The sequence below is a fragment of the Nostoc sp. genome, assembly GCF_036919555.1.
GTDB lineage: Bacteria > Cyanobacteriota > Cyanobacteriia > Cyanobacteriales > Nostocaceae > Nostoc.
This window is the reverse complement of the sequence record NZ_JBALCS010000033.1, coordinates 24,388-47,340: the sequence shown is the minus strand read 5'-3', so window position 1 is coordinate 47,340 and position 22,953 is coordinate 24,388. Positions and strand designations below refer to the sequence as shown.

The window sequence follows — 22,953 nt, the reverse complement described above, 5'->3', positions numbered from 1 at the left end:
GTAGTTGTTTGGGACAGGTGTGGATCTGGGTTGTTGGTTTGATTTTAACAATCTACACAAACAGTTTTTGGAGTAAGCCTTTTTTGAATTGTTCGGTTTGGTCGATTTGGCGGGAGAGGGCTTCGATTTTGCGCTCGATGGCGGCTAGGAAATCAACTATCTTTTGTTGTTCTTTTTTACAAGGAAATTCAAATGAGAAAGAGGAAACAAAATCCCAATCAGATCTAGGCATTTTAGAGCCAAAACTGACATTAGATATTTTATAAAATTCATGTGATTGAACTAAGTAGTATAAGTATTTGCTTGATATACGCTTTCCTCGCAATACCCAAATTTCTGTAGAGCAAACGCCTTCAAACTCAGTAAGCACAAATTTTCTTAGATAAGGTCTAAGCTTGCCAAATAAAACATCATCAGTTCTGAATTTACTTTTGATACTTTGTTGTTCCAGAGAGTCAAATATTTTGATTAATCTTCCTGTGTTTGGTTCAATACTTTCAAGCTCTATACAAGGATAATTATTGTCATCAGTGATTGGATTGTATTTGGAGCTAATTTTAGTAGCCATGTCTCCAAAATTTTTTGTTTCCCAATCAGGAAACTCCGAGCCGATCGCACCCTTAAAACGAATCTCTTGGGAGAAAAATTTTTGCATAACGCCGCGCTTGTAGGTTTGCAGCAGTTCCCGTTTGCGGCGGAGTTGGTTGAGGCGCGTATCCACCGCCCCCAAAAAACTAGCGATCTTCTCTTGTTCTTCCTTTTGAGGAAGAGTTATTTCTAATTCAGCAAAGCTCTCTTGTCCAAGTGTTTTGTTTCTACCTGCTCCTCCTGGTGATGCTAACTCAAGCAAGTACTTACCGCGTCTTCTTAAGAAGAAAAGCAGTACAAATTTTAGATCGACTCTATTTTCTTTTGGTAGGAACATCAAAAAACGATGAGAAGCAATATAACCCTCCTCATCGCTACTGGTTAGAGCAACAGCTTGCTCCCATGCAAAAACAATATTAACAGTGAAAACTTCTGGATGAACCCAATAAACTCTCTTATTTCCTAACGCCTCACCTGTTACAGGATCTTTGTGAAAAATACCTTTTCCATGTGACCTGATACCAATTTGCTTATACTTTTTTTCAAGTTGGACACTAACAGCATTAACATATCGAACTAAAAAATGGTCAGTTCTATCTGTTACCCAATCTTCATGGAACTCAGGAAAGCGAAGTTCAGGAACTCTTTTTTTTTCCTTCTTAATCATAGTGGTGCCTCAATTCCCAGCTCATCACAAAACCCACGAATCAGTCGATCGATTTCTTCCATATCCTGATCAACTTTCCGTAGCTCACGCACCACCGTATCTAGATCAATCTCCTCCTCCTCCTCAAACGTATCCACATAACGGGGAATATTCAAATTAAAATGGTTTTCCTCAATTTGCGCCAACGGTGCGCGATAACTATACTTGTCCTCCTCTAACCTTTGACGATAGGTGGCAATAATTTTGTCAACATCCTCATCCCGCAAATAATTCTGATTCGTCGCCTTCTCAAAATAGGTACTAGCATCAATAAATAAAATATCTTCAGGATTTTCCCGACACTTCTTAAACACTAGAATACAAGTCGGGATAATCGTCCCATAAAAAATATTCGCAGGCAACCCAATCACCGCATCTAACCAATTGCGTTCCTTGATCACATACTGGCGAATGCGCCCCTCTGCCCCGCCGCGAAACAATACCCCGTGGGGCAACACCACCGCCATAATGCCGTTTTCATCCAAGTGATGCAGCATGTGCTGCACAAAGGCAAAATCTGCCTTAGAAGCTGGAGCCAATGACCCATACTGGCTAAAGCGATCATCTGACTCAAATAGCTTATTGGCACTCCACTTGGCTGAAAATGGCGGATTTGCCACCACTGCCTCAAATCGCATACCCTCATGCTGCGGATGCTCCAGTGTATCCTCTTGCCTAAGATCAAAATTCCGATAATGCACCCCATGCAAAATCATGTTCATCCGCGCCAAGTTGTAAGTCGTGCGGTTCATCTCTTGTCCGTAAAAATCCCCGACTGATTCTACCTCCCGCGCTACCCGCAGCAGCAAAGATCCCGAACCACAAGTCGGGTCATAAACCGACTTCAGCCGCTCCTTTCCCGTCGTCACAATCTTCGCCAATACCTTAGAAACCTGCTGCGGCGTGTAAAACTCCCCCGCCTTTTTACCTGCACCACTGGCAAACTGCCCAATCAAATACTCATAGGCATCCCCCAGAACATCGCTCTCGGTGTCTCCCAAGCGAAAATCAATCTTATTGAGATGTACTAAAATCTTGGCAATTAAAGCATTTTTCGCCTTCGGAGTCCGCCCCAACTTCGTCGAATTCAGATCCAGATCCTCAAACAAATGATCAAAATCTTCCTCACTTTCCTTGCCCATAGTGGAGCGTTCAATGTTGTTTAAAACATCCGCCAAATCCCCCAAAATAAAAATTGAACTCTTTTCTAACTCCTCATCATTAATCTCATCCTTATCCGCCTGATTGCCTAATGCCCGTTTAGCTAGAGAACTAAACAACTCAGATGGCTTCAAAAAATAACCCAACTCGGCAATAGATTCCTCGTTTAATGGCCTCTAAATATTCTTGCCCCTCTTCCGACGACTCATCAAGCTCTAGAAAATCAATCTTATCCTCAGCTAAAATTTCATTAGCGTAAAGATACTGACGCTCAGACAGGTATTTATAGAAAATAAACCCCAAGCAATAATCCCGAAACTCATCAGCATTCATTTTGCCCCGAAGCGAGTCGGCAATATTCCAAAGCTGAGTTTCTAGTTTTTTCTTTTGTCCGTTTTGTCCGTTGGTCATTTATCTCTCGTACTGGGCGATCGCTAGCACCGCCAAGAAGTGGTGTCTGAGCAAAGTATAGACTAACACACAAGATGATTCGTTTATACAATGCGTAAGTCCTAAAATTATTAATGCTCTGGAAAAATCCTTCTATGCCACTGGCGGCAAGGCTGGCAAAGATGAGGATGGCTATAGCTATTTCGATCTGATACGCGATCGCGCCATCAATTATATTGTGCTAGATGAGCATGGCAAGTTTATAGTCATTAACCCGCAAGACAAAACGCCGCTAAAGATACTAATCGCTTACCAGGAATCAAAATCTCAACTTTGCGATCGCATTTTTATCCATAGCAAGGCAAAATCCGCAAGTTTGGACTTCTGTTGATAAGAATGAAAACTAAATGACTTTTGGTGCTTCAGCGTCAGTTTTTCTCAAGGAGACTCACTTTCACTACAGATAGGTAGCCGAAAATTTCTATCTCATACCAGCATGAACCGCTTCTGCTCCATTCTAAAAAAATCCGGCGCTTTCCTGCTTTCCATGCTTGATTGGACTCACGGCAAGCTTATCCTGCCATTTGGACTAGCGGCAAAGTTATGGTTCCAAACTGTCAATTTCATCCAAAATTAGCTGACGCAAGAATAAGGGTTATAGTGTTGTTGACGGCAAAGTTATGGTTCCAGTAGCGGCAAAGTTATGGGTAAAGTCACACCTATAGAAGGCGTGGGCGGGTTGTATCTAATCATAGATGAACTCGCCCATAGAATTGTTTACTGGCTCTGATGGTTAGTTCTAGTAATGTTAACCGTGGCTGTGGGGTGTGAAGCGATCGCTTCACACCCCACAGAACAACAGCGTCAGTTCACCATCACCCTAAAGGATCTGACTGTTCAATCTGTGTTTTTATAGGTTGCGTAGACGCTCTTAGCGGCTTGTCGCAAACATCGCTCATATCTGAATCTCTCTATCAAAATTAACTAGCTAGATAGCTGTGTATCTTATCCTTATGTCTTCGTAGAGTACCCAAAGCTTTTTGTTCTATCTGTCGCACTCGTTCTCGACTAATACCCATACGTTGACCAATCTCCACTAAAGAAAGTTCATTTCCATCTGTTAAACCAAAACGTAAAATTAATATTTCTCGTTGCTGGGGAGTTAATTTTGACAATAAGTTTTGAATATTTTGTTCGAGAAACTTTTGGTCAGCATATAATTCTGGAGAGAGTCCATCATCCTCCAACATATCTTGTAATTCTGTATCTTTTTCTGAGCCAACTCGCAATTCTAGAGAGACAGGTTGACGTGCTAAGAGTAAATAATCTCGAATTTGTTTGGGATCTAAAGATAGTTCTTCGGCGATATCAACTGCGGTAGGAGTACGACCTAATCTTTGAGTTAGTTCGCGTTGAATACGCTTGATTTTATTCAGTTTTTCTGTAACATGAATAGGCAAGCGGATAGTGCGTCCTTTTTCGGCGATCGCTCGTGTAATTGCTTGACGAATCCACCAATAGCCATAAGTTGAAAACTTGTACCCTTTAGTAGGGTCAAATTTCTCAACTCCTCGCTCTAAACCTAAACTTCCTTCTTGAATTAAGTCGAGAAAATCTAGGTTATGTCTTTGATATTTTTTAGCAATTGACACCACAAGTCGCAGGTTAGCCTGAATCATTTTCTGCTTGGCTTGATGTCCCTGATGTAGCTGTTGCAGCAGTGATTTTTCACCGATATTTATATTTTCAACCCATTCTTCTTGTGTCGGTTGACGTTTTAATTGAATAGCTAATTTTTCTTTCGCAGCAAGTAAAGCCATCATCTGTTGAACTTGCTTGGCGAAATTAATCTCTTGCTCATAAGTTAATAAAGGTATACGTCCAATCTCGCTAAGATAAGTACGCACTGTATCAGCAGTATATAAAGGTTTTTCATTTTTCTTATTTACTTCTACAGACTGATGAGATAGATTATTCATAGTTATTTGAACCTTCAGAAAAACTTGTTGATTTAGAGGTAAAGAAATTTTAATCCGAGAGAATTACGGTGAAATTCAGAAATTAAATTAGAACGAAATTCTTAATTTTGATAATTAAGGTGCTAAGGTTAATTGTGATTGGAATCGGTTTTTAACTTGACTTTAAAAGGTAAAAATCAAGAATTTGGCAAGATTTTTCTGGTTGTTGTCACATATAATTATTTTGCCAAAACTAATATTTATTTTTAAGTTAAAAGCTTGATGTGACAGGAGCTTGTCAAAGAATTGAAAAAGTTATGTCTGTCCAAATTCCAGTAGATTTCAAGGAAGGTGAAGTATACAACCTAAGTCTCAAAACCAGAGATAAAGCCTGTTTTGCTTCAGAATTCTCCTGTAAGTAGCCAGACATGATGTAGACTATGACGCATAAAAGTACTTTTTCCTTCCTTCTGTCTCTTTACAGTTTTATCCTAAGTCAAGTCGCGTTCTGGGAATCTAAGTAACGTGGATTAAATAAAATGCAAAACTTCATCCTATCTCATGATCCCTCTCCTTTATAAGGAGAGGGATTGAGGGTGAAGTAAGCCAGGGACATAAATTGTATGTTATTTAATTCTTATTCCTAAGCAAAAAAAATCACCCCCTGCGTGTGTTGCTATGGTGTACATACAACCGACATTCCGCACTTCAAGATGTAATACATCAATATTCAAGAATATTTCCTAATAATGCTCAATTATTAAGTATTAATACTGACAATTATTGGAGATTTGTGATTGCTATTTAACCACCATTAGCCAGATGTTGGAAATCCTCGTATATTACACGATGAAGTGCCGAATGTGGGATACAAGTTATTGAATTACCCAAAACAAAAATCTCACCCTCTCCTGACGGACATCCCTCTACGAACTCACGGAGAGGGACAGGTTTTGCGTAGCATAACTAGGGTGAGGTTTTCTTGAGCTATTCGAGAAACAGTAGACTACGCAAAACTCCGAGGTTAGCTGCAATACCAGTTAACAATGTTACAGCAAGCGGTAAAGCCAAAATAATGCCAGAGTCCGGTGGTACTTGCCAAATGAACGTATTTATCCAAATTCTTCAGTGGAAATTATAGCAGTTTGCAACTTGATGAGGTACAGAAGTATTCATCTCAAAGTCAGATTTAAAGCTTGTTTTTTTTACTGTCTTTTGACTCCTGCTGATATGTTAATTAACCTTTAGAAACAGTGGCGATATTTGTGTCAAGTGTTTGTAATCCCTTAAGAGCTTTCGCTTTATCTTTTGCTTTCAGCGCACCCTTCACCTGAGTCGCAGCATCTTCGATCACATTATAGGTTTTTGAAGATTTAGTTTTGACACCATCCTCAACCTTAGACCAAGAGTTTTCAAACTTATCAAATTCCTGTTGAGCTTTGCCAAAGTTTCCGGCTGACACCGCAGTTTTTGTATTTGAAACTACACTGACCAAAGTAGCAAAACCTCCCTGCGTAGCAACAGGAGTTTTGGATACTGTTGTTGCCGCAGTGGTTTCAGTGGTAGCAGGAGTCTGGGTAGCAGATTCTTGAGCGCTGTTGCATCCTACCAATGTCAGTAAGCCAATTACAGTAACGGGGATGATGTAGATTAAGCGTTTCATAATACCTCTGGAATAATAAATCGTCAAGTACTGACGGTATCAGCTACTAGATTAGCAAACCTGTGGTCTAAAACGATATTTGTAAAGTCTAATTTATCTTAAAATAAAGGGTTTAAATCTCGCGTAGAAAGCCTAAACCTCACCCCAGCCCTCTCCTTACTAAGGAGAGCGAGCAGGAATCTTGTTTTTCCTATGGTGTATTTGCAAAACTAAGATGCTCCCGAAGAAAATCTTTCTTTTCGGCTATTGTTTGCGTGAGTCCTGGAATTGTTAAGCTCTATGATTTTTGATTGGTAATAAGGTGTTATTTATTACTATTATTTCTGATTAAAAAGCCTTGAAGGCGGTTGACAAATTCTTCTAACTCTGAAATTAAGTTGGTAGTACCCCTACGTTCTTGATAGTAAGCCAATTGTTCTAGTTTGTTACATGCTAGGTACATAGCTGTAGCTCCAATGTTGATACTAGCACCTTTAAGTTGATGAGTTTCTCGCGCAATTTGTTCAAAGTCATCAGATGCGATCGCTGCTTTAATTATTTCTAAACGAGGTTTCATATCTTCAAAGCATACTTGCAATAGATTTAATTCAAATTCTCGATCATTTCCCGATATTTGATGTAAGTGTTCCCAATCAATTGCTAGGTCAGTGGAAACTGTCTGTTCATATACAACTGCCTCTTGTTGTGAAATGATCACGCCTGTCCAATGCTCTAGAGTCGCAGCCAATTTTTCTTTAAACACTGGCTTACTCAGATAGTCGTCCATTCCGGCATTGAGACACATTTCTTCGTCTTGTTTCATTGCATTAGCCGTCATCGCAATCACCACAGGACGACGACGCAGGGCAAAGCTGCTTTCTTGCCAACGATGAATTTCTTTTGTGGTTTCTAAACCGTCGAGAATTGGCATTTGGCAATCCATGAGAATCAAATCGTAAGGAATTTTTTTTAATAGCTGCAAAACTTCCTTTCCGTTAGCAACGACATCGGCTTTGTAGCCCAAATTCTGGAGTTGCTTCAAGGCTACTTTCTGATTCACCAAATTATCTTCAGCTAAGAGAATTCTTAACTTGAATTTAGTAGAGGGGTTAGGAGAAGAGGAAGTCAGAATCCCTGAAGTTTCTGTACTCTGAATTTCTTCAGTCGCCTTTAGCTTCCAGTCTTTAGCTCCTTGTTCTGATTCCGGCTGAGTTTCTAAAATAGTTATGATGGTATCGAGGAGTCGTGATGGCTTAATGGGTTTGACCAAATAAGCAGCAAATCCGATTTTGAGCGCCTGCTGCACTTCATCCCGTTGATTACTAAAGGTGAGCATAATCAAAGGTATCTTAGCAATTGCCGAATTAGCTTTAATTTGTTCGCCTATTGTCATGCCATTTATTTGAGGTATTTGCATATCAACCAAGGCGACATGATATGATTTCCCCTGCTCACCAGTTTCCTGAATAGCTTTGAGGGCAGCAGCAACACTGTCAGCGTAATCTACCTGCATTCCCCAATGAGTAGCTTGATGATTGATAATTTTGTAATTAGTAGTGTTATTATCCACCACTAACAAGCGGCGATCGCTCAAAAGTCCGCGATCTTCGCCCTTGCTGTTGGCGTAGCATGTCGCAGACAAGCCATCGTTTTTTGGCAAAACAGGCTCAACTTGCTTTGTAAAAAGTACCTCAAACCAAAATTTAGATCCTTTCCCCATCTGACTTTCTATCCCAATCATTCCTCCCATCAAAGTTACCAGTTGTTTACAGATGGCTAATCCCAAACCGGTACCACCATACTTGCGAGTTGTAGAAGCATCCACTTGGGTAAATGGCGTAAACAGTTTGCGTTGGTCTTCAGGGCTAATGCCAAGACCGGTATCTGTGATGTCAAAATGGATAGTGGCTGTAGTAGAGGAAAGCGATGGCTCCGCTAACGCCAAGGGCGAACGCAATTCGGCTTGCACTAAAACTTCACCAGCGCTGGTGAACTTGATCGCGTTGCTGATTAAGTTCATCAGAATTTGCCGCAGCCTACCAGCATCTCCTTTGAGGTGGGTGGGGACGTTGTGATCAATTAGTACGGCAATTTCTAATCCCTTTTTATGGGCTGAGGGGGCTAATAATTCTACCACTTCTTCCACACAAGTGGATAGGTCAAAATCTAGAGTTTCGAGAGCCATCTGTCCAGCCTCTAGTTTGGAAAGATCCAAAATCTCGTTGATTAAACTTAAAAGGTCGTCTCCACTACTACGAATTGTTTCAATAAAATCTCGCTGTTCTGCATCTAAGGAAGTATCTAACACTAAACCTGTCATTCCCAAGACAGCATTCATCGGAGTGCGAATTTCATGACTCATATTCGCCAAAAAGGCACTTTTCGTCTGAGAAGCTAATTCCGCTTGGCGACGGGCAATTTCAAGTTCTTGTCGCTGACGAATTTCTACTGCTAATAGTTGGGCTTGAGCTAAGGCAATACCTACTTGGTCGGCTATTTCCCGCAAAAGACGAGTTTCAAAGCTAGACCAGTGGTGGGAATCGTCAGACTGATGAACTACGAGCAAACCGCGAAGTTCGTCTTTGACCAGAATGGGCACAACCAAATTGACTTTCACCCCAAACTGTTGCATTAATTCCAGATGGCTTTGTTCAACTTTCGGCAAATCTAAGTTAGCCAGCCCGAAAATCTGTCCTTGACGGTACTGCTGTAGATAATATTGTTGTAGATATTCCGCTTGTAAGTAGTGGGTAGTGATGTTTTGCTCTTTGATTACTGGTAACCCTGAAACTACTGCTTCAATAACAGTGGGTGCAGACTCATCTGGGAAAATCTGATAGATCAAAACTCGGTCAGTTTTGAGAATCTTTTGGATCTCCTGGACAGTGATTTGGAGAATTTCTTCGATTTGCAAAGATTGGCGAATCTTGAGAGTGATTTCGGTAAATAATTGCGATCGCAAGTTTTGGCGTTGTATTTCCTCTTCAGCCTGCTTACGCTGAATAAACTGCCCCACTTGCTCACCAATCGAATTCATCGTTTTTACCAAATCTTGGTCAGGCGGCTGGATTTCCCGGTTGAAGCAGGTAATGACACCGATAATTTTGTTACCACTGCGGATCGGAAAACCAAAAGCTGCACGTAGTTCTACTTGAGCGCTGATTTTGAAGCGGGAGAAACTGAGTTCTTTAACGACATCAGTGATCCAAATAGGTTCAGAACTAGCCCAAACCTGGCCGGGTAGTCCAATTCCTGGTGGAAATGTGGTTTGCCGATTCAGTGCTTCAAATTCTTGCACCTCAAGGGATGCTTTATGCCACATATCGAGAAAACGCAACACATTTGCTTGCTTATCTACCATCCAAATTTCACCCAAATCCCATCCCAAACTCTCGCAGATTCCTTGCAGGATTTGGCCAGTAGCTTCGCCCGTCGTGGTGGACTCCGCTAAAACGCGGGTTGCAGCATATTGTGCAGTCAGATGCTGTTGTGTACGTTTGCGTAAGCGAAGCTCTTCGGAGACATCGGTGATGTCAATGCCAGTGCTAATAATGTATTCCACTGATCCTTCATAGTCTTTTAAGAAGGTATTCGACCAGGCAATCAGTCGGCGACTGCCATCCTTCATTACCCAATAGTTATTGTACTCATTCAGGATTTGACCAGAACGCAACTGCTCAAAAACTGCTTTGAACGACTCCACCTCTTCAGGAATTAGCAACAAGTTCCAGCAATACCTACCCCTTACCTCATCGAAGGAGTAACCCGTTATTTGCTCACAAGCTTGATTGAAGCGAACAATTTGCCCTTGAGAATCAAAAACTATTACCAACGCGCCGACTGTATCAAGGACTACTGAGATAAAGTTGCGTTCTTGATTTAAGGCTTCTTCTGTCTTCTTCCGCTCAATGACCTCACGATAGATGAAGTAGTAGACTACAGAAAGAACGATAAAACTTAGGCAGATAGCGATCGCAAGTGTCAGAATTGTTTTGCGATCGCCATTTACTGCGTGTGACTGCTGTTGAAGCCACTCCCTTTCCTCATTTTCCATCTCATTGATGACTTTGCGGATATCATCCATGAGATTTTGTTGATCATTTCTCACTAGTACTTGCAACGCCGCATCTAATCCCTTGTTTTCGCGCAAGTCAATAGTCTGTTTTAGTTCACTAAGTTTAGCGGTGATCAGAGATTCAAGCGTTGCAATCTGCTTTTGTTGATTCGGTTGATCTGCTGTTAAACTCTTCAGCTTGGCAATTTCTTGATTGACGTTTGCAACTGCTGATTGATAAGGTTTTAGATAAATTTTTTCTCCACTAAGGATGTAACTACTTTGTCTAGTTTCGGCATCCTTAATCTGGGACAGTACTTCATCTAGACTTTTGATTTTTTTATAAGTATTTTTTACTATACTGCGATTATTAGTAGATACTCTTATATTTTCATAAGAAACCACACCAATCACAACTAAAATTACCGACGCCAAACCAAAACCTGCGACAATCTTTTTGAAAAATTGCTTGCGTTCCCCCTGCGTCTGTTTGCCTTTCTTGGTAACAAGTACCAAACTTGCTAAATTTCGGCGCAATTCCAGTTGTTTGATAACTTGACGACCTAATATTCGTAATGCCTCCACTTGTTCTGGAGTAAGTTCCCGTGGGATGTAGTCAATCACACATAGGGTTCCTAGCGCGTATCCCTCAGGGTTAATCAGAGGTACACCAGCATAAAACCGAATATTTGGGTCAGATGTTACCAGTGGGTTTGTAGCGAACCGTTCGTCATCTGTTGCATCAGGCACAACAAAAACATCAGGCTGTAAAATAGCATGGGCACAGAATGCGAAATCTCGGTGTGTTTCTAGGGCATCCAAGCCGACTTTTGACTTGAACCACTGACGGTTTGTATCAACTAAGCTAATTAAGGCAATAGGAGTCTGACAAATATATGAGGCTAAACGGGTGAGGTCGTCAAAAGCGGCTTCAGATGGCGTGTCAAGAATCTTATACTCCAAAAGCGTCTGGATTCTCTGTGCTTCGTTATCAGGTAATGGTGCTTTCATCTTCAGCCTTATCTATATTCTGGGAACTGGGGATTGGGGAGCAGTAAATAACCAATGCCCTTCAGGAGTGCTGTTAGCGGATAGCTAGGGTTTAGCCCGTGCTGAGTTAGGAATCTTATTTCTTCACTCAGAACTCACAACTCGGAACTGTTTTGTCCAATGCCCAATGCCCAGTTCAACAAACTTACTTCAATTAATGACAATAGTTTAGTTAAAAGCGTTAGCGTAATTTTACTGAGTTCGACTTATTAATTAATCGGTCAAATGATTAAATCCCTGCTGTATTTTTTGTGGGCTGGTTTATTTGAAATCGGGGGCGGCTACCTGATCTGGTTGTGGTTGCGCGAAGGTAAGCCGTTCTGGTGGGGCATATTGGGGGGAATTGCTTTAGTTTTCTATGGGGTGATTGCAACTCTCCAATCGGCAAATTTTGGCAGAGTGTATGCGGCTTACGGTGGCGTATTCATTGCAATGGCAATGCTTTGGGGTTGGAAGGTAGACGGGGTAACTCCAGACCGCTACGATCTAATAGGAGCTTGTTTAGCTTTCCTGAGTGTTTTAATTATCATGTTTGCACCCAGAAATTAAGTAAATTTTCTATATTAAGTAAGTCGAAGTTGGCAAGAAAACTTCAATGCCTGTAAACAAATATAAATTAATGTCGGGTGTGTTAGACGAGAGTATGGCATCATCTATAATTCCAGATTTGGTATTTCTTGTGAATGCGTAAGTTCTAATAACTAAAAATTTGGAATTTTGTAGGGCTTCAATAAAATGGTATTCTTCAAAAAAAGATGCGATGATTCGCTTAATACACCCTTATTTAAATTTTTGCAACTACTATCAGGATTATATTTTTGTTAACATTTCCAAAAAATTCAGGTTAAGTATCTTTCAAGACAAAAATGTGTCAATAAAAGTAATCAAATGTAGTTAAGAATACAAATCGTTAATCTTAGGAAGAAAAAGAAGTGTTGAAGAAAGTTGTGATGATTGGGGCGATCACCCTACTGTTTTTGGGAGTACCACTGATGGGCAATGCTTTCGCCCAAACACCAGTCGCTGCTGTGTCTACTGCTGATACTGGAGATACGGCATTTATGCTGATTTCAGCAGCACTGGTGCTACTAATGACACCAGGATTGGCGTTTTTCTATGGTGGATTTGTGCGATCGCGCAACATCCTAAACACATTGATGATGAGCTTTGTGTTGATGGCGATCGTGGGAGTTACCTGGATTTTGTGGGGCTATAGTCTTGCCTTTGCGCCAGGTTTACCGTTTATCGGTGGATTGCAATGGTTGGGGTTGAATGGTGTCGGTTTAGAGATAACCGATTATCTCAAAGGCTCAAATCCGGCGGAAGTCGTCTCCTATGCTGGAACGATACCCCACCAAACCTTCATGATCTACCAAGCCATGTTTGCCATTATCACCCCAGCCTTAATTTCTGGGGCGATCGTAGAGCGGATAAGTTTTCGTGCCTATTCGTTGTTTGTCCTACTGTGGTCAACCTTTGTTTACGCTCCCCTTGCTCATATGGTATGGGCGAAAGGTGGATTTTTAGGTTTGTATGGTGGTTTGGGTGCCCTTGACTTTGCCGGTGGCACAGTAGTTCATATTAGTTCCGGCGTTTCAGCCCTGGTAGCTGCGATCGTTATTGGGCCTCGGAAAACCCATCCTGATCGTCTTAGCCCGCCCCACAACGTTCCGTTTATTTTGCTAGGTGCTAGCTTGCTGTGGTTTGGTTGGTTCGGTTTCAACGCTGGGAGTGCTTTATCTGTTGCTGGTGGAACTTCTGGTAACTTAGTCACAAATGTGGCAACAACAGCCTTTGTTGCCACCAATGCGGCGGCGGCAGCGGCGGCTTTAATGTGGCTAATCTTGGAAGGGGTTTTACGGGGTAAACCAACCGCCGTGGGAGCAGCTACCGGAGCCGTTGCTGGTTTGGTGGGCATCACTCCCGCCGCCGGATTTGTCACACCGCTATCAGCAATTTTAATTGGTTTCATCACCGCCTTTGTTTGTTTCTATGCTGTGAGTTTCAAGCACAAGCTAGAAATTGACGATGCTTTAGATACCTATCCCGTGCATGGCGTTGGTGGTACAGTGGGGGCAATTTTAACAGCCATCTTTGCGACGACTCAAGTCAACGGCGGAGGTAAGGAAGGAGTACTACGTGGAAATTTTGGTGAATTGGGAATTGAACTAGCAGCAATTGCCGTTGCCTATGCGATCGCAGGTGTTGGTACGTGGATTATTCTTAAGGTTATCGATGCTACAGTCGGGCTGCGAGTCAAAGAGGAAGCTGAATTGCAAGGTTTGGATATCAACGAACACGGTGAAGAAGGTTACAATTCCGAGTTTGGTGATCGTCCTACTCAGTAGGGAGTTAGAAGAGACGCGATTAATCGCGTCTCTTAACTCCCCACTCCCCATTTAAGATTGTGTTATTTGCGATCGCTAGCGTTAAAATTTGATTCAAATAATTGGTAAATTTGGCTAGTCGTGTTTACTTCTTTTAAAACCTTTCCTATCTGGGCATTTTTCTCGCTGTTAACCAACGGCATCCTAATGTTGGCGGTCATTCTGCTAATTTGGCAACAGCAGAGATTAGCCGCTTTTTTTGGGATAATAACATCCCAGGAGCAAATCAACTTGAACAGCGATCGCCAAATTGCTACCCCTGATTTGGGTCGCCGTCACCAACTCACTTACCAAGAGTGGGTAGACATCCTCAAGCAAGAAGCCAAGGTCGCAGCTGACCAACGTCCTCCACATTTAACTATACTGGCGGGAGATTCTCTGAGTTTGTGGTTTCCCCCTGAGTTATTACCCGAAGGTAAAAATTGGCTCAATCAAGGAATTTCTGGCGAAACCAGCAATGGACTTTTGAAAAGATTGAATATATTTGATCGCACCCAGCCAGAGGTGATTTTTGTAATGATTGGCATTAATGACCTAATTAGGGGGATGAGCGACAGGGTAATTTTAGATCATCAGCGCCAAATTATCAGTTACCTACGAAAAGTCCATCCCACAGCGCAAATTGTTGTCCAATCGATTTTGCCACATGGCGCAGAGGAAGCAACTTGGAAAGGACGAGAAAAACTGCTGGTTGTTGCCAATAGTCGCATTAGCGAGTTGAATCAGCAACTGCAAATCATATCTACCAAAAAAGGTGTCAAATATCTCGATTTATATCCCCTGTTTACCAACAAGCAAGGTAATCTCCGCCGCGAATTTACTACTGATGGCTTACACTTAAGTCCTGAAGGCTATATAGTTTGGCGTTCTGCATTGCAGATTTATAGCGACATCGAATTAAAATCCCAACGTTAACGTCCTTCGGCGGAAAAAGGGTAAAGTACAAAAAGAAGTGACACTCTCCTTTGCTACGCAACGGAGATTCTTGGTTGAACGAGTCCACTTAACCTAGACCCCTTGCGGTATCTAAGCCAGAGGTGGTTCTCTCCTCAAGCGTTAACTTTCGGTATGCCCTACCGTAGTTGGATGACTCCAAAATTTGTTTTATGTATGTAAAAGGCTGGTCGTCTAGTCTCCATGAAAATTTTACCTATTCCTGGAAAGGAGCTAGAACTATGGAATAGAACCCCATATTTCAATTGTCTTGGCGAAGCCTCTCCCTTTGGGAGAAGGTACAGCGTAGAGCCGTTAGGCAACATCGGGTTTTTATACAGGTTGATTACCCTACCTGTTGAAACTATATTAACATCAAAGCACCCTTGCACAGTGCATGCAGCTAGCTTTCAACCCAAGCGCCTCAAGTACAGAAAAAGCAACTGCGTTGCTTTTTCTCAGGGGTTTTCAGCATTTTTATTATAAATCGCGTCTGGGTGCGAGAAAATAAAAAATAGTGGTTTAAGTAGACAAATCTAATGGATACAAAAGCTTTTAAGCGCAGCCTCCAACATTCAGAAAATTACAATCGCAAAGGCTTTGGTCATCAAGCAGAAGTTGCTACCCAGTTGCAATCTGAGTACCAGAGTAACTTGATTCAGGAAATTCGCGATCGCAATTACACCCTACAACGCGGTGATGTGACGATCCGACTAGCACAAGCCTTTGGCTTTTGCTGGGGTGTAGAACGGGCTGTGGCAATGGCCTACGAAACCCGTCAGCACTTCCCCACAGAACATATTTGGATTACTAACGAGATTATCCACAACCCTTCTGTAAATCAGCGGATGCAGGAGATGGAAGTAGAATTCATCCCCATTCAAGCAAATCAAAAAGACTTTTCTGTTGTTGGAACTGGTGATGTAGTCATATTACCTGCTTTTGGCGCTAGCGTTCAAGAAATGCAGATACTTCACGATAAAGGCTGCAAAATTGTTGATACAACTTGCCCTTGGGTATCTAAAGTTTGGAATACAGTAGAAAAGCACAAAAAAGTCGATTATACTTCCATAATTCACGGTAAATATAAGCACGAAGAAACAGTCGCTACAAGTTCATTTGCTGGCAAGTATTTAATAGTGTTGAATTTGCCAGAGGCAGAATATGTTGCTGACTATATTATCAATGGTGGGAACCGTGAAGAGTTTCTAACAAAGTTTGCTAAAGCTTGTTCAGCAGGATTTGACCCCGATCAAGATTTAGAAAGAGTTGGCATTGCAAATCAAACTACAATGCTTAAAGGCGAAACTGAGCAAATTGGTAAGCTTTTTGAGCATACTATGTTGCAGAAGTATAACCCTACCGAGTTAAATCAGCATTTCCAAAGCTTCAATACTATCTGTGACGCCACCCAAGAACGGCAAGATGCAATGTTGGAGTTAGTGCAACATAATTTAGATTTGATGGTAGTAATTGGTGGGTTTAATTCATCGAATACTACTCAATTGCAACAAATTGCTTTTGAGCGGGGAATTCCTTCTTATCATATTGATACTGTTGAACGCCTTAAATCAGGATATTCCATTGAACATCGGCAATTAAATGGGCAGTTAATAACTACAGAAAACTGGTTGCCAGATGGAGAAATTGTTGTGGGAATTACTTCTGGTGCTTCCACGCCAGATAAGGTGGTAGAAGATGTGATTGAGAAAATTTTTGCTGTCAAAGCAATAGCAACACTGGTTTAAAAGTTCTCAGATGGACTTGGAAATAAAAAAACATCCAACTACTTTTTGTGGGGTGGGCATCTTGCCCGCCCGCAATTAAAGATGGGCAAGATGCCCACCCGACAAGATTGGATAATTTATTTATTATAAATTCCTCAGTTATCGATTTCACTTTTGGCGAAACACCACACCAATATCAGTAACTATAGCGGTTCTCCAATGGAAGCAATACACTTTGACCTCTCTCCAAACCTCTCTCCTAAAAGGAGAGAGGCTTTGAATTTTACTCCCCAACGCTACAAGGGTTGGGGCTGTTCTTGTTAGGTCTGTATTGCGCTCAATTGAGAAGCGCTATAGTGTTCACTAGTTACTGATGACTGTTCAGTGTTTGAAGAATTTGTGAGAAACTTAAACAAATGGCTGTTTATCAGCAAATTGGCAAAGGCTATGATTTGACTCGTCGCGCTGACCCTGACATTGCTGTCCAATTAGCTAAACACCTTCAGGTGAAATTAGATTCTTCATATCTAGATGTGGCGTGTGGCACAGGAAATTACACCCTGGCTTTAACAAAACACGGTGGTGCTTGGCATGGAGTAGACCAGTCAAAACAGATGATTGATGCTGCTATAAATAAGAGTAATGTTGTAGCTTGGCAAGTTGCAGAAGCTGAGAAGTTACCTTATGCTGATGGAAGTTTCTCTGGCGTGTTATGCACGCTAGCAATTCATCATTTTGCTGCACTAAGTCCGGTTTTTCGAGAGATTTATCGTGTCTTGGCAGCTGGTCGTTTTGTACTATTTACTGCCACACCGGAGCAAATGAGCAAATATTGGTTAGTCAAATATTTTCCAGAGGCTATACATAAATCTGCTGAACAGATGCCAACTTTAGAAAAGCTGAGATATGCTCTCAATGATGTCGGTTTTAATTCAGTAAATATCGAACCTTATTCTATTTCCGAAAACTTACAAGACCTATTTTTATATAGTGGAAAACATCGTCCTGAAATATATTTAGACGAGAATGTACGTTCTGGAATTTCTACGTTTGCTTTGCTAGCTTCTGCCGATGAAATCGCCACAGGGTGTCAAAGGCTAGCAGCAGATATTAACACAGGACGGATCACCGAGATTGTCAATAAGTATGAAAATAATCAAGGAGATTACTTGTTTGTAATCGCCGATAAAGTAGAAAAATCAGCTAAAGCGTGAAAGATTAAGCAAAAATATTCTTATCCAATCAGCGCCTCGTACTCATCATGTGAACCAATCCAGATCCAGTAATAATCCTCACTTTTGTTAAAGTGCTAGTGCCCGATATTCACCACTAATCCTGACTGACCACAAATCATTTCCTACTTTTTTTAAATGCAAAAACGGATAAAATTGATTATTAATCCAAAGCCGATATGCCTTTCTAGCTTGTTCTTTAACTTCAGATGAAAGTGCAGAATATGAGCGCCAAAAATCAGAGGTTGTTAAAGACTTCATCTAATAGTTTCACAGGATTAGCATCAATATCTGATTTGGCACGCTGGATTAACTGATCCAATCGACCAGATTTTGCATCTGCTTCAATTTGCCTGTCCCAGGCATCATTGAGATATTCTTGGAGCCAGTTCGATAGATCCCGCATTTCACCTTCAGACAGTTGCATAATAGCAGCTTCGATTTCTGGGAGTGAGTTCATCCGCTTATCCTAAATCCAGCGTTGGGGTCACTTGTGGGGTGGGCTTCTAGCCATTGGTGTCAACTTAAGCTAGAAATAGCTTAACTATTAGCTTCGTCACCCGCCTTGAACTAAAGTTCTCTGGCTTTTAGCTAAAGTCTACTGAAGTAGACTAAAGATTTTTACGGATATTTAGTAATCTTTAGATTACTTTTGCTATAAGCAAGGAACTTTAGTTCCTTGCGGGACATAACTCAATACGCTTGGGTTAAGGATAATTGTAGGTTGGGTTGAAGGTCGTGAAACCCAAGAAAGCACGACAAATGTTGGGTTTCGTTCCTCAACCCAACCTACACAGTTTAAGGTTTTTGGCGCTAACCCAAGCGTATTGGGACATAACTTTTACGTTAAGTTGACACCGATGGCTTCTAGCCTGCCCCACAAGATTAGATAATTTATTTGTTGGAGTTCCCTAAACACAAACTACTGCTGCGATCGCACTGCTCTCTATTTCGATTTTTTCAAGTTTGAATGTTCATTCTAATTTATTAATAATTCTGGTGCTACCAATCCTTTTTGGATAGCTAAAACTGCGGCTTGAGTGCGATCGCGTACTTCTAGTTTCTGCAAAATAGCATGGACATGAACCCGCACTGTACCAGGAGCAATGTAGAGAATTTCAGCAATTTCTTGATTGCTTTTGCCAGTTGCTACCAATGCCAAAATTTCTTGCTCCCGCTTCGTTAAGGGATTTTCTAAGGATTCCTCTTTTGTGGGCAACACCGCCAGAGAATTGACATCAAAAGCCGCTCTAATTTCTGTTGTTGCTGTTTGATCCCACCAAGAAGCCCCGGCTGCAACCGATCGCACTGCCAATATTAGAGACTCAGCTGGAATACCTTTGAGACAGTAACCTTGCGCCCCTGTGGCAATTAACCGTGAAATCAAGGGTTTTTCCGAACGAGACGTTAAAACGAGAATTGGTAAATTTGGGTGCTGCTGCTTGATTTGGCGACAAGCCTCAATCCCGCCAATTCCCGGTAAACCTATATCCAGCAAGACCAAATCCAGGGGATAGCGATTTGCTAATTCTACAGCTTGTTCCCCATCTTCTGCCTCTGCGACAATCTCCAAACTGCTTTCTTGTTGCAACCGCATCCGTAGACCAAGCCGAAATAATTCATCATCTTCAACGAGCAAGATTTTTGTCATTAGTAATTGGGCATTGGGCATTTGTCATTGGTCATTTGTCATTGGTCATTGGTCATTGGTCATTGGTTAGTAGTTAATCTCCCTCACTCCTGAGTCTCTAATCAGCACTCAGCACTCAGTACTCAGCACTCTCTCAACTCCTTGGTGGTGGATAAGCTGGGAGTCGGAAACCAAATAGTGCGCCTCGTGGTGAGCGATTTTCTGCCCAAATTGTACCCCCATGAGCTACTATAATTTGCCTGGTCAAATAAAGCCCCAGTCCAGATCCTGAGACGTGGCGATCGCTATGTCCTTGATAAAACCTTTCAAATAAGTGGGGTAACTCTTCTTCGGTAATACCGGAACCAGTATCGAGTATTTTTACTACTTGCTCGCTAGAATAACCTTCAAATACTACTTCCACTTTACCGCCACGGGGGGTATGATTAATGCCATTGCTTAGGAGATTGGTGAAGACTCGCCCAAGTTGCAAAGAATCGCCATTTACCCAGAGAAAGCTCCGAAAATCTGATTCGCCATAGTGCAGAGAAATATAAACCTGACGTGTTCTCGCTAGTTCAGTCAGGGTAGCTATAATTTCCTCCGCCACTGTCACCAAGTTAACAGGTGATATCTCTAGTTTTAACCCTTCGGCATCATTGCGGTACACATCTAAAAGAGTTTGGACTAATTGCAGTGTACTCCGATGACTACGAGCCATTGTTTGGAGGACTTTTGCTTGCATTGGCGTGATTTCACCAAATTGCTCATTTTGAAAATATTTCAGCGTTTCAATTGCTCCTAATAGGGGTGTTTTCAAATCATGCGTTAGGGTAGAAACAAAATCTTCACGCATGGTAGCTAATTGTTCTTGGGAGAGTAATTGTGCTTGCGTATAAGCGATCGCTTCTTGATTGCGGTGGTTGCGATCGCTTAACCAACCCGTTACCACCAACGCAAATACTGCAATCAACCTATTTGCTAACGTTGGCAGATGAATTATTTCTCGTCCAGGTACAAACAAATTTAACAATGTTAATCCTGTAGCTGCAAGAGTAATCCCCAAAACTGCTCCCCGATTCAATCGAGAATCTGCTAACAAAATCGTCCCTATATAGAGGTAGCCAAATACGTACTCAGGGGGTGTCAAATATTCCAGCACTATCACGATACCAAAGGCGATCGCGATTAGCCCATATGTCTCGCCACGCTCACTTATAGCTTCTTTCATAGTCAATAATCGACTTAACATCGTCATTTAGGATTAAGCTAAAAAATCGTTATTCTACAATCTTTACAACTATTTAATTCACCAATTATGATCTATCGGTAATCTATAACAACTATCTGGAAAATAGTAATAACTAAAAATATTCAGGAGTGCTGTTAGCGGAGCGTTTAGCCCGTGCTGAGTAAAAAGTAGTATTTAATTGAGCGCGAAATATATGGGACAAGGTTTTTTGCAAATTGGCTTAACGCTGTGTATCGTCATAGCAATCACTCCGGTATTCGGTAGATACATAGCGCGTGTCTTTTTGGGAGAAAGAACACTGCTTGATTTTTTAATGAACCCCATAGAGCGAAGTATGTTCGTACTAGCGGGTGTTCGGAGAAAAGATCAGATGACGGGTTGGCAATATATCCGGGCTGTACTGTATAGCAACTTCCTTATGGGTATTTCAGTGTATTTGCTGATCTATTTTCAGAAACTCCTGCCCTGGAATCCAAACGGCTTCGGTGCGCCTATATGGGATGTATTGCTGCACACAACCATTTCGTTTGTGACGAATACTGACCAGCAACACTATGCTGGTGAGACAACCTTAAGTTATTTTAGCCAGGTAGCGGCTTTAGGCTTTTTGATGTTCACCTCCGCAGCCACAGGATTAGCCGTGGGAATTGCCTTTATTCGCGGGTTGACGGGTAGAAGAGTGGGCAATTTTTACGTCGATCTCGTCCGTGGGATTACGCGAATATTGCTGCCGATTTCGATTATTGGAGCGATCGCCTTGCTTGTATCAGGTGTACCACAAACATTAGCTGGGACTATGGATGTAAGAACCTTAGACGGTGGGACACAATATCTTGCCAGAGGCCCAGTGGCATCATTTGAAATGATCAAACTTTTGGGGGAAAACGGTGGTGGCTTTTTTGGCGTCAACTCAGCCCATCCCTTTGAAAATCCCAATGGCGCTTCTAACTTGATAGAAATGATCGCCATGATTTCTATACCAGCAGCCTTGATTTACACCTACGGTATATTTGCCAACAACATCAAACAAGCTTGGCTACTTTTTTGGATGGTGTTTGTGATTTTTGTCGTTCTGGTGGGGATAACAGCCGTGGGAGAACTGCAAGGGAATCCCCTGGTTAATAACACCTTTGGATTAGAACAGCCCAATTTAGAGGGGAAAGAAGTTCGATTTGGCTGGGCACAAACTGCATTTTGGGCAGTGATGACTACTGCTACTATGTCTGGGGCTGTGAACGGGATGCACGATTCTTTGATGCCGCAAGGAATATTTTCGACTCTCTTCAACTTGTTTATCCGCGTGATCTGGGGTGGCCAGGGAACTGGAACAGCTTACTTATTTATTTACTTAATTCTCACAGTGTTCCTAACTGGACTAATGGCAGGACGCACCCCAGAGTTTTTAGGACGCAAAATTGAAAAGCGGGAAATCATCCTCGCCGGTGTGGTGCTGTTGATTCACCCAATTCTAGTTTTGATTCCCAGTGCGATCGCCTTGGCTTATCCCATCTCCCTGTCTGGAATTAGCAACGCTGGCTATCACGGCATTTCTCAAGTAGTTTATGAATATGCCTCAGCAGCAGCAAATAATGGTTCCGGTTTAGAGGGGTTGAGGGATAACACCCTCTGGTGGAACTTGAGTACTTTAGTTAGCTTAATCGGAGGACGCTACATTCCGATGATTGCCATCCTGCTGTTAGCTGATGGGATGTCTCGCAAACAACAAGTACAAGAAACCCCTGGTACCTTGAGAACTGATTCTCTGGTATTTATTAGTATCACGGCTGGAGTCACACTGGTTTTGGGAGTGTTAGCTTTCATCCCCGTTCTGGCTTTAGGCCCCATAGCTGAGGGTTTGAAACTAGCATCTGGCAGTTAGAAGTAGAGACGCGATTAATCGCGTCTGTTATGAGTTATGACTTTGGAAGTGAACTACTCAGACTTGTCTACGGCTGAAGTCTGAGCTTCCCAATTCATCGGGAAGAGCCTCAAAAACTCCGTAGTTTTTTTGGTCTGACATCCACTCCAAGGCTAGGAGTCCTGGTTACCAAGACCCAAATCTTTATCTTGCGACATATACCTATTAGCTTGGTTTTCGCTTGTGGCATTGATGGTCAAGACATCACCTATCTTACCAGAAAATCTTGGGGATTCGTCATACATCCAGAAGAGAGTTTTTACACAGTAAAAACTCTCTTCTGGATGTAATCCTTATCACCCGCTCACAATCCCCATCTTAGGAT

The 22,953-nt window shown here is 41.9% G+C and carries 15 protein-coding genes; 6 read left to right on the top strand and 9 right to left on the bottom strand.

Features of this window, described 5'->3' with window-relative positions; translation table 11 throughout:
• Window positions 1-52: 52 nt before the first annotated feature.
• The 6 genes from V7K36_RS09465 to V7K36_RS09440 form a co-directional block, all read right to left on the bottom strand.
• The gene (locus V7K36_RS09465) at window positions 53-1,255 is read right to left on the bottom strand and encodes a restriction endonuclease subunit S (RefSeq protein WP_335115141.1); all 1,203 of its coding nucleotides are present in this window, start codon (window positions 1,253-1,255) and stop codon (window positions 53-55) included.
• Window positions 1,252-2,589, bottom strand: coding sequence for a type I restriction-modification system subunit M (locus tag V7K36_RS09460; RefSeq protein WP_335115139.1), 1,338 nt, complete (start codon window positions 2,587-2,589; stop codon window positions 1,252-1,254). Before V7K36_RS09460 ends, V7K36_RS09465 begins: the two co-directional genes overlap by 4 nt.
• Window positions 2,576-2,866, bottom strand: coding sequence for a type I restriction-modification system subunit M N-terminal domain-containing protein (locus V7K36_RS09455; protein WP_335115137.1), 291 nt, complete (start codon window positions 2,864-2,866; stop codon window positions 2,576-2,578). Before V7K36_RS09455 ends, V7K36_RS09460 begins: the two co-directional genes overlap by 14 nt.
• 959 nt (window positions 2,867-3,825) lie before the next feature.
• Entirely contained in the window at window positions 3,826-4,824 is a 999-nt protein-coding gene (locus V7K36_RS09450; protein ID WP_335115135.1) for an RNA polymerase sigma factor, RpoD/SigA family, read from the bottom strand.
• 1,216 nt (window positions 4,825-6,040) lie between these two features.
• A complete protein-coding gene (locus V7K36_RS09445) occupies window positions 6,041-6,466 on the bottom strand; it encodes a DUF4363 domain-containing protein (RefSeq protein WP_335115133.1) in 426 nt (141 codons plus the stop codon).
• 304 nt (window positions 6,467-6,770) lie between these two features.
• Window positions 6,771-11,510 carry a GAF domain-containing protein gene (locus V7K36_RS09440; protein ID WP_335115131.1) on the bottom strand — a complete coding sequence of 1,580 codons (4,740 nt, stop codon included), beginning with the start codon at window positions 11,508-11,510 and terminating at the stop codon, window positions 6,771-6,773.
• A 264-nt stretch (window positions 11,511-11,774) separates the two neighbouring features.
• Here V7K36_RS09440 and V7K36_RS09435 point away from each other — a divergent pair, with 264 nt between their 5' ends.
• The 5 genes from V7K36_RS09435 (at window position 11,775) to V7K36_RS09415 (ending at window position 17,810) form a co-directional block, all read left to right on the top strand.
• Window positions 11,775-12,098 (top strand): YnfA family protein, encoded by a 324-nt coding sequence (locus V7K36_RS09435; protein ID WP_334944485.1) that lies wholly within the window; start codon window positions 11,775-11,777, stop codon window positions 12,096-12,098.
• Window positions 12,099-12,499: 401 nt separating this feature from the next.
• A complete protein-coding gene (locus V7K36_RS09430) occupies window positions 12,500-13,897 on the top strand; it encodes an ammonium transporter (protein ID WP_442948452.1) in 1,398 nt (465 codons plus the stop codon).
• A gap of 120 nt (window positions 13,898-14,017) precedes the next feature.
• Window positions 14,018-14,851, top strand: a complete 834-nt coding sequence (locus V7K36_RS09425; RefSeq protein ID WP_335115127.1) for an SGNH/GDSL hydrolase family protein — start codon at window positions 14,018-14,020, stop codon at window positions 14,849-14,851.
• Between the two features lie 557 nt (window positions 14,852-15,408).
• Window positions 15,409-16,617 carry a 4-hydroxy-3-methylbut-2-enyl diphosphate reductase gene (locus tag V7K36_RS09420; RefSeq protein ID WP_335115125.1) on the top strand — a complete coding sequence of 403 codons (1,209 nt, stop codon included), beginning with the start codon at window positions 15,409-15,411 and terminating at the stop codon, window positions 16,615-16,617.
• A 395-nt stretch (window positions 16,618-17,012) separates the two neighbouring features.
• Window positions 17,013-17,810 carry a class I SAM-dependent methyltransferase gene (locus V7K36_RS09415; protein WP_335115123.1) on the top strand — a complete coding sequence of 266 codons (798 nt, stop codon included), beginning with the start codon at window positions 17,013-17,015 and terminating at the stop codon, window positions 17,808-17,810.
• A 256-nt stretch (window positions 17,811-18,066) separates the two neighbouring features.
• Here V7K36_RS09415 and V7K36_RS09410 read toward each other — a convergent pair whose 3' ends face one another.
• The 3 genes from V7K36_RS09410 to V7K36_RS09400 form a co-directional block, all read right to left on the bottom strand.
• Window positions 18,067-18,288: a hypothetical protein gene (locus V7K36_RS09410; RefSeq protein WP_335115121.1), complete on the bottom strand. Its 222-nt coding sequence runs from the start codon at window positions 18,286-18,288 to the stop codon at window positions 18,067-18,069.
• A 519-nt stretch (window positions 18,289-18,807) separates the two neighbouring features.
• A complete protein-coding gene (locus tag V7K36_RS09405) occupies window positions 18,808-19,479 on the bottom strand; it encodes a response regulator transcription factor (RefSeq protein ID WP_334944555.1) in 672 nt (223 codons plus the stop codon).
• Window positions 19,480-19,612: 133 nt separating this feature from the next.
• Window positions 19,613-20,710: a sensor histidine kinase gene (locus tag V7K36_RS09400; protein ID WP_335115119.1), complete on the bottom strand. Its 1,098-nt coding sequence runs from the start codon at window positions 20,708-20,710 to the stop codon at window positions 19,613-19,615.
• A gap of 193 nt (window positions 20,711-20,903) precedes the next feature.
• On the opposite strand from V7K36_RS09400, the gene kdpA reads away from it, so the two are divergent.
• Window positions 20,904-22,589, top strand: coding sequence for a potassium-transporting ATPase subunit KdpA (gene kdpA, locus V7K36_RS09395; RefSeq protein WP_335115117.1), 1,686 nt, complete (start codon window positions 20,904-20,906; stop codon window positions 22,587-22,589).
• Window positions 22,590-22,953: the final 364 nt, after the last annotated feature.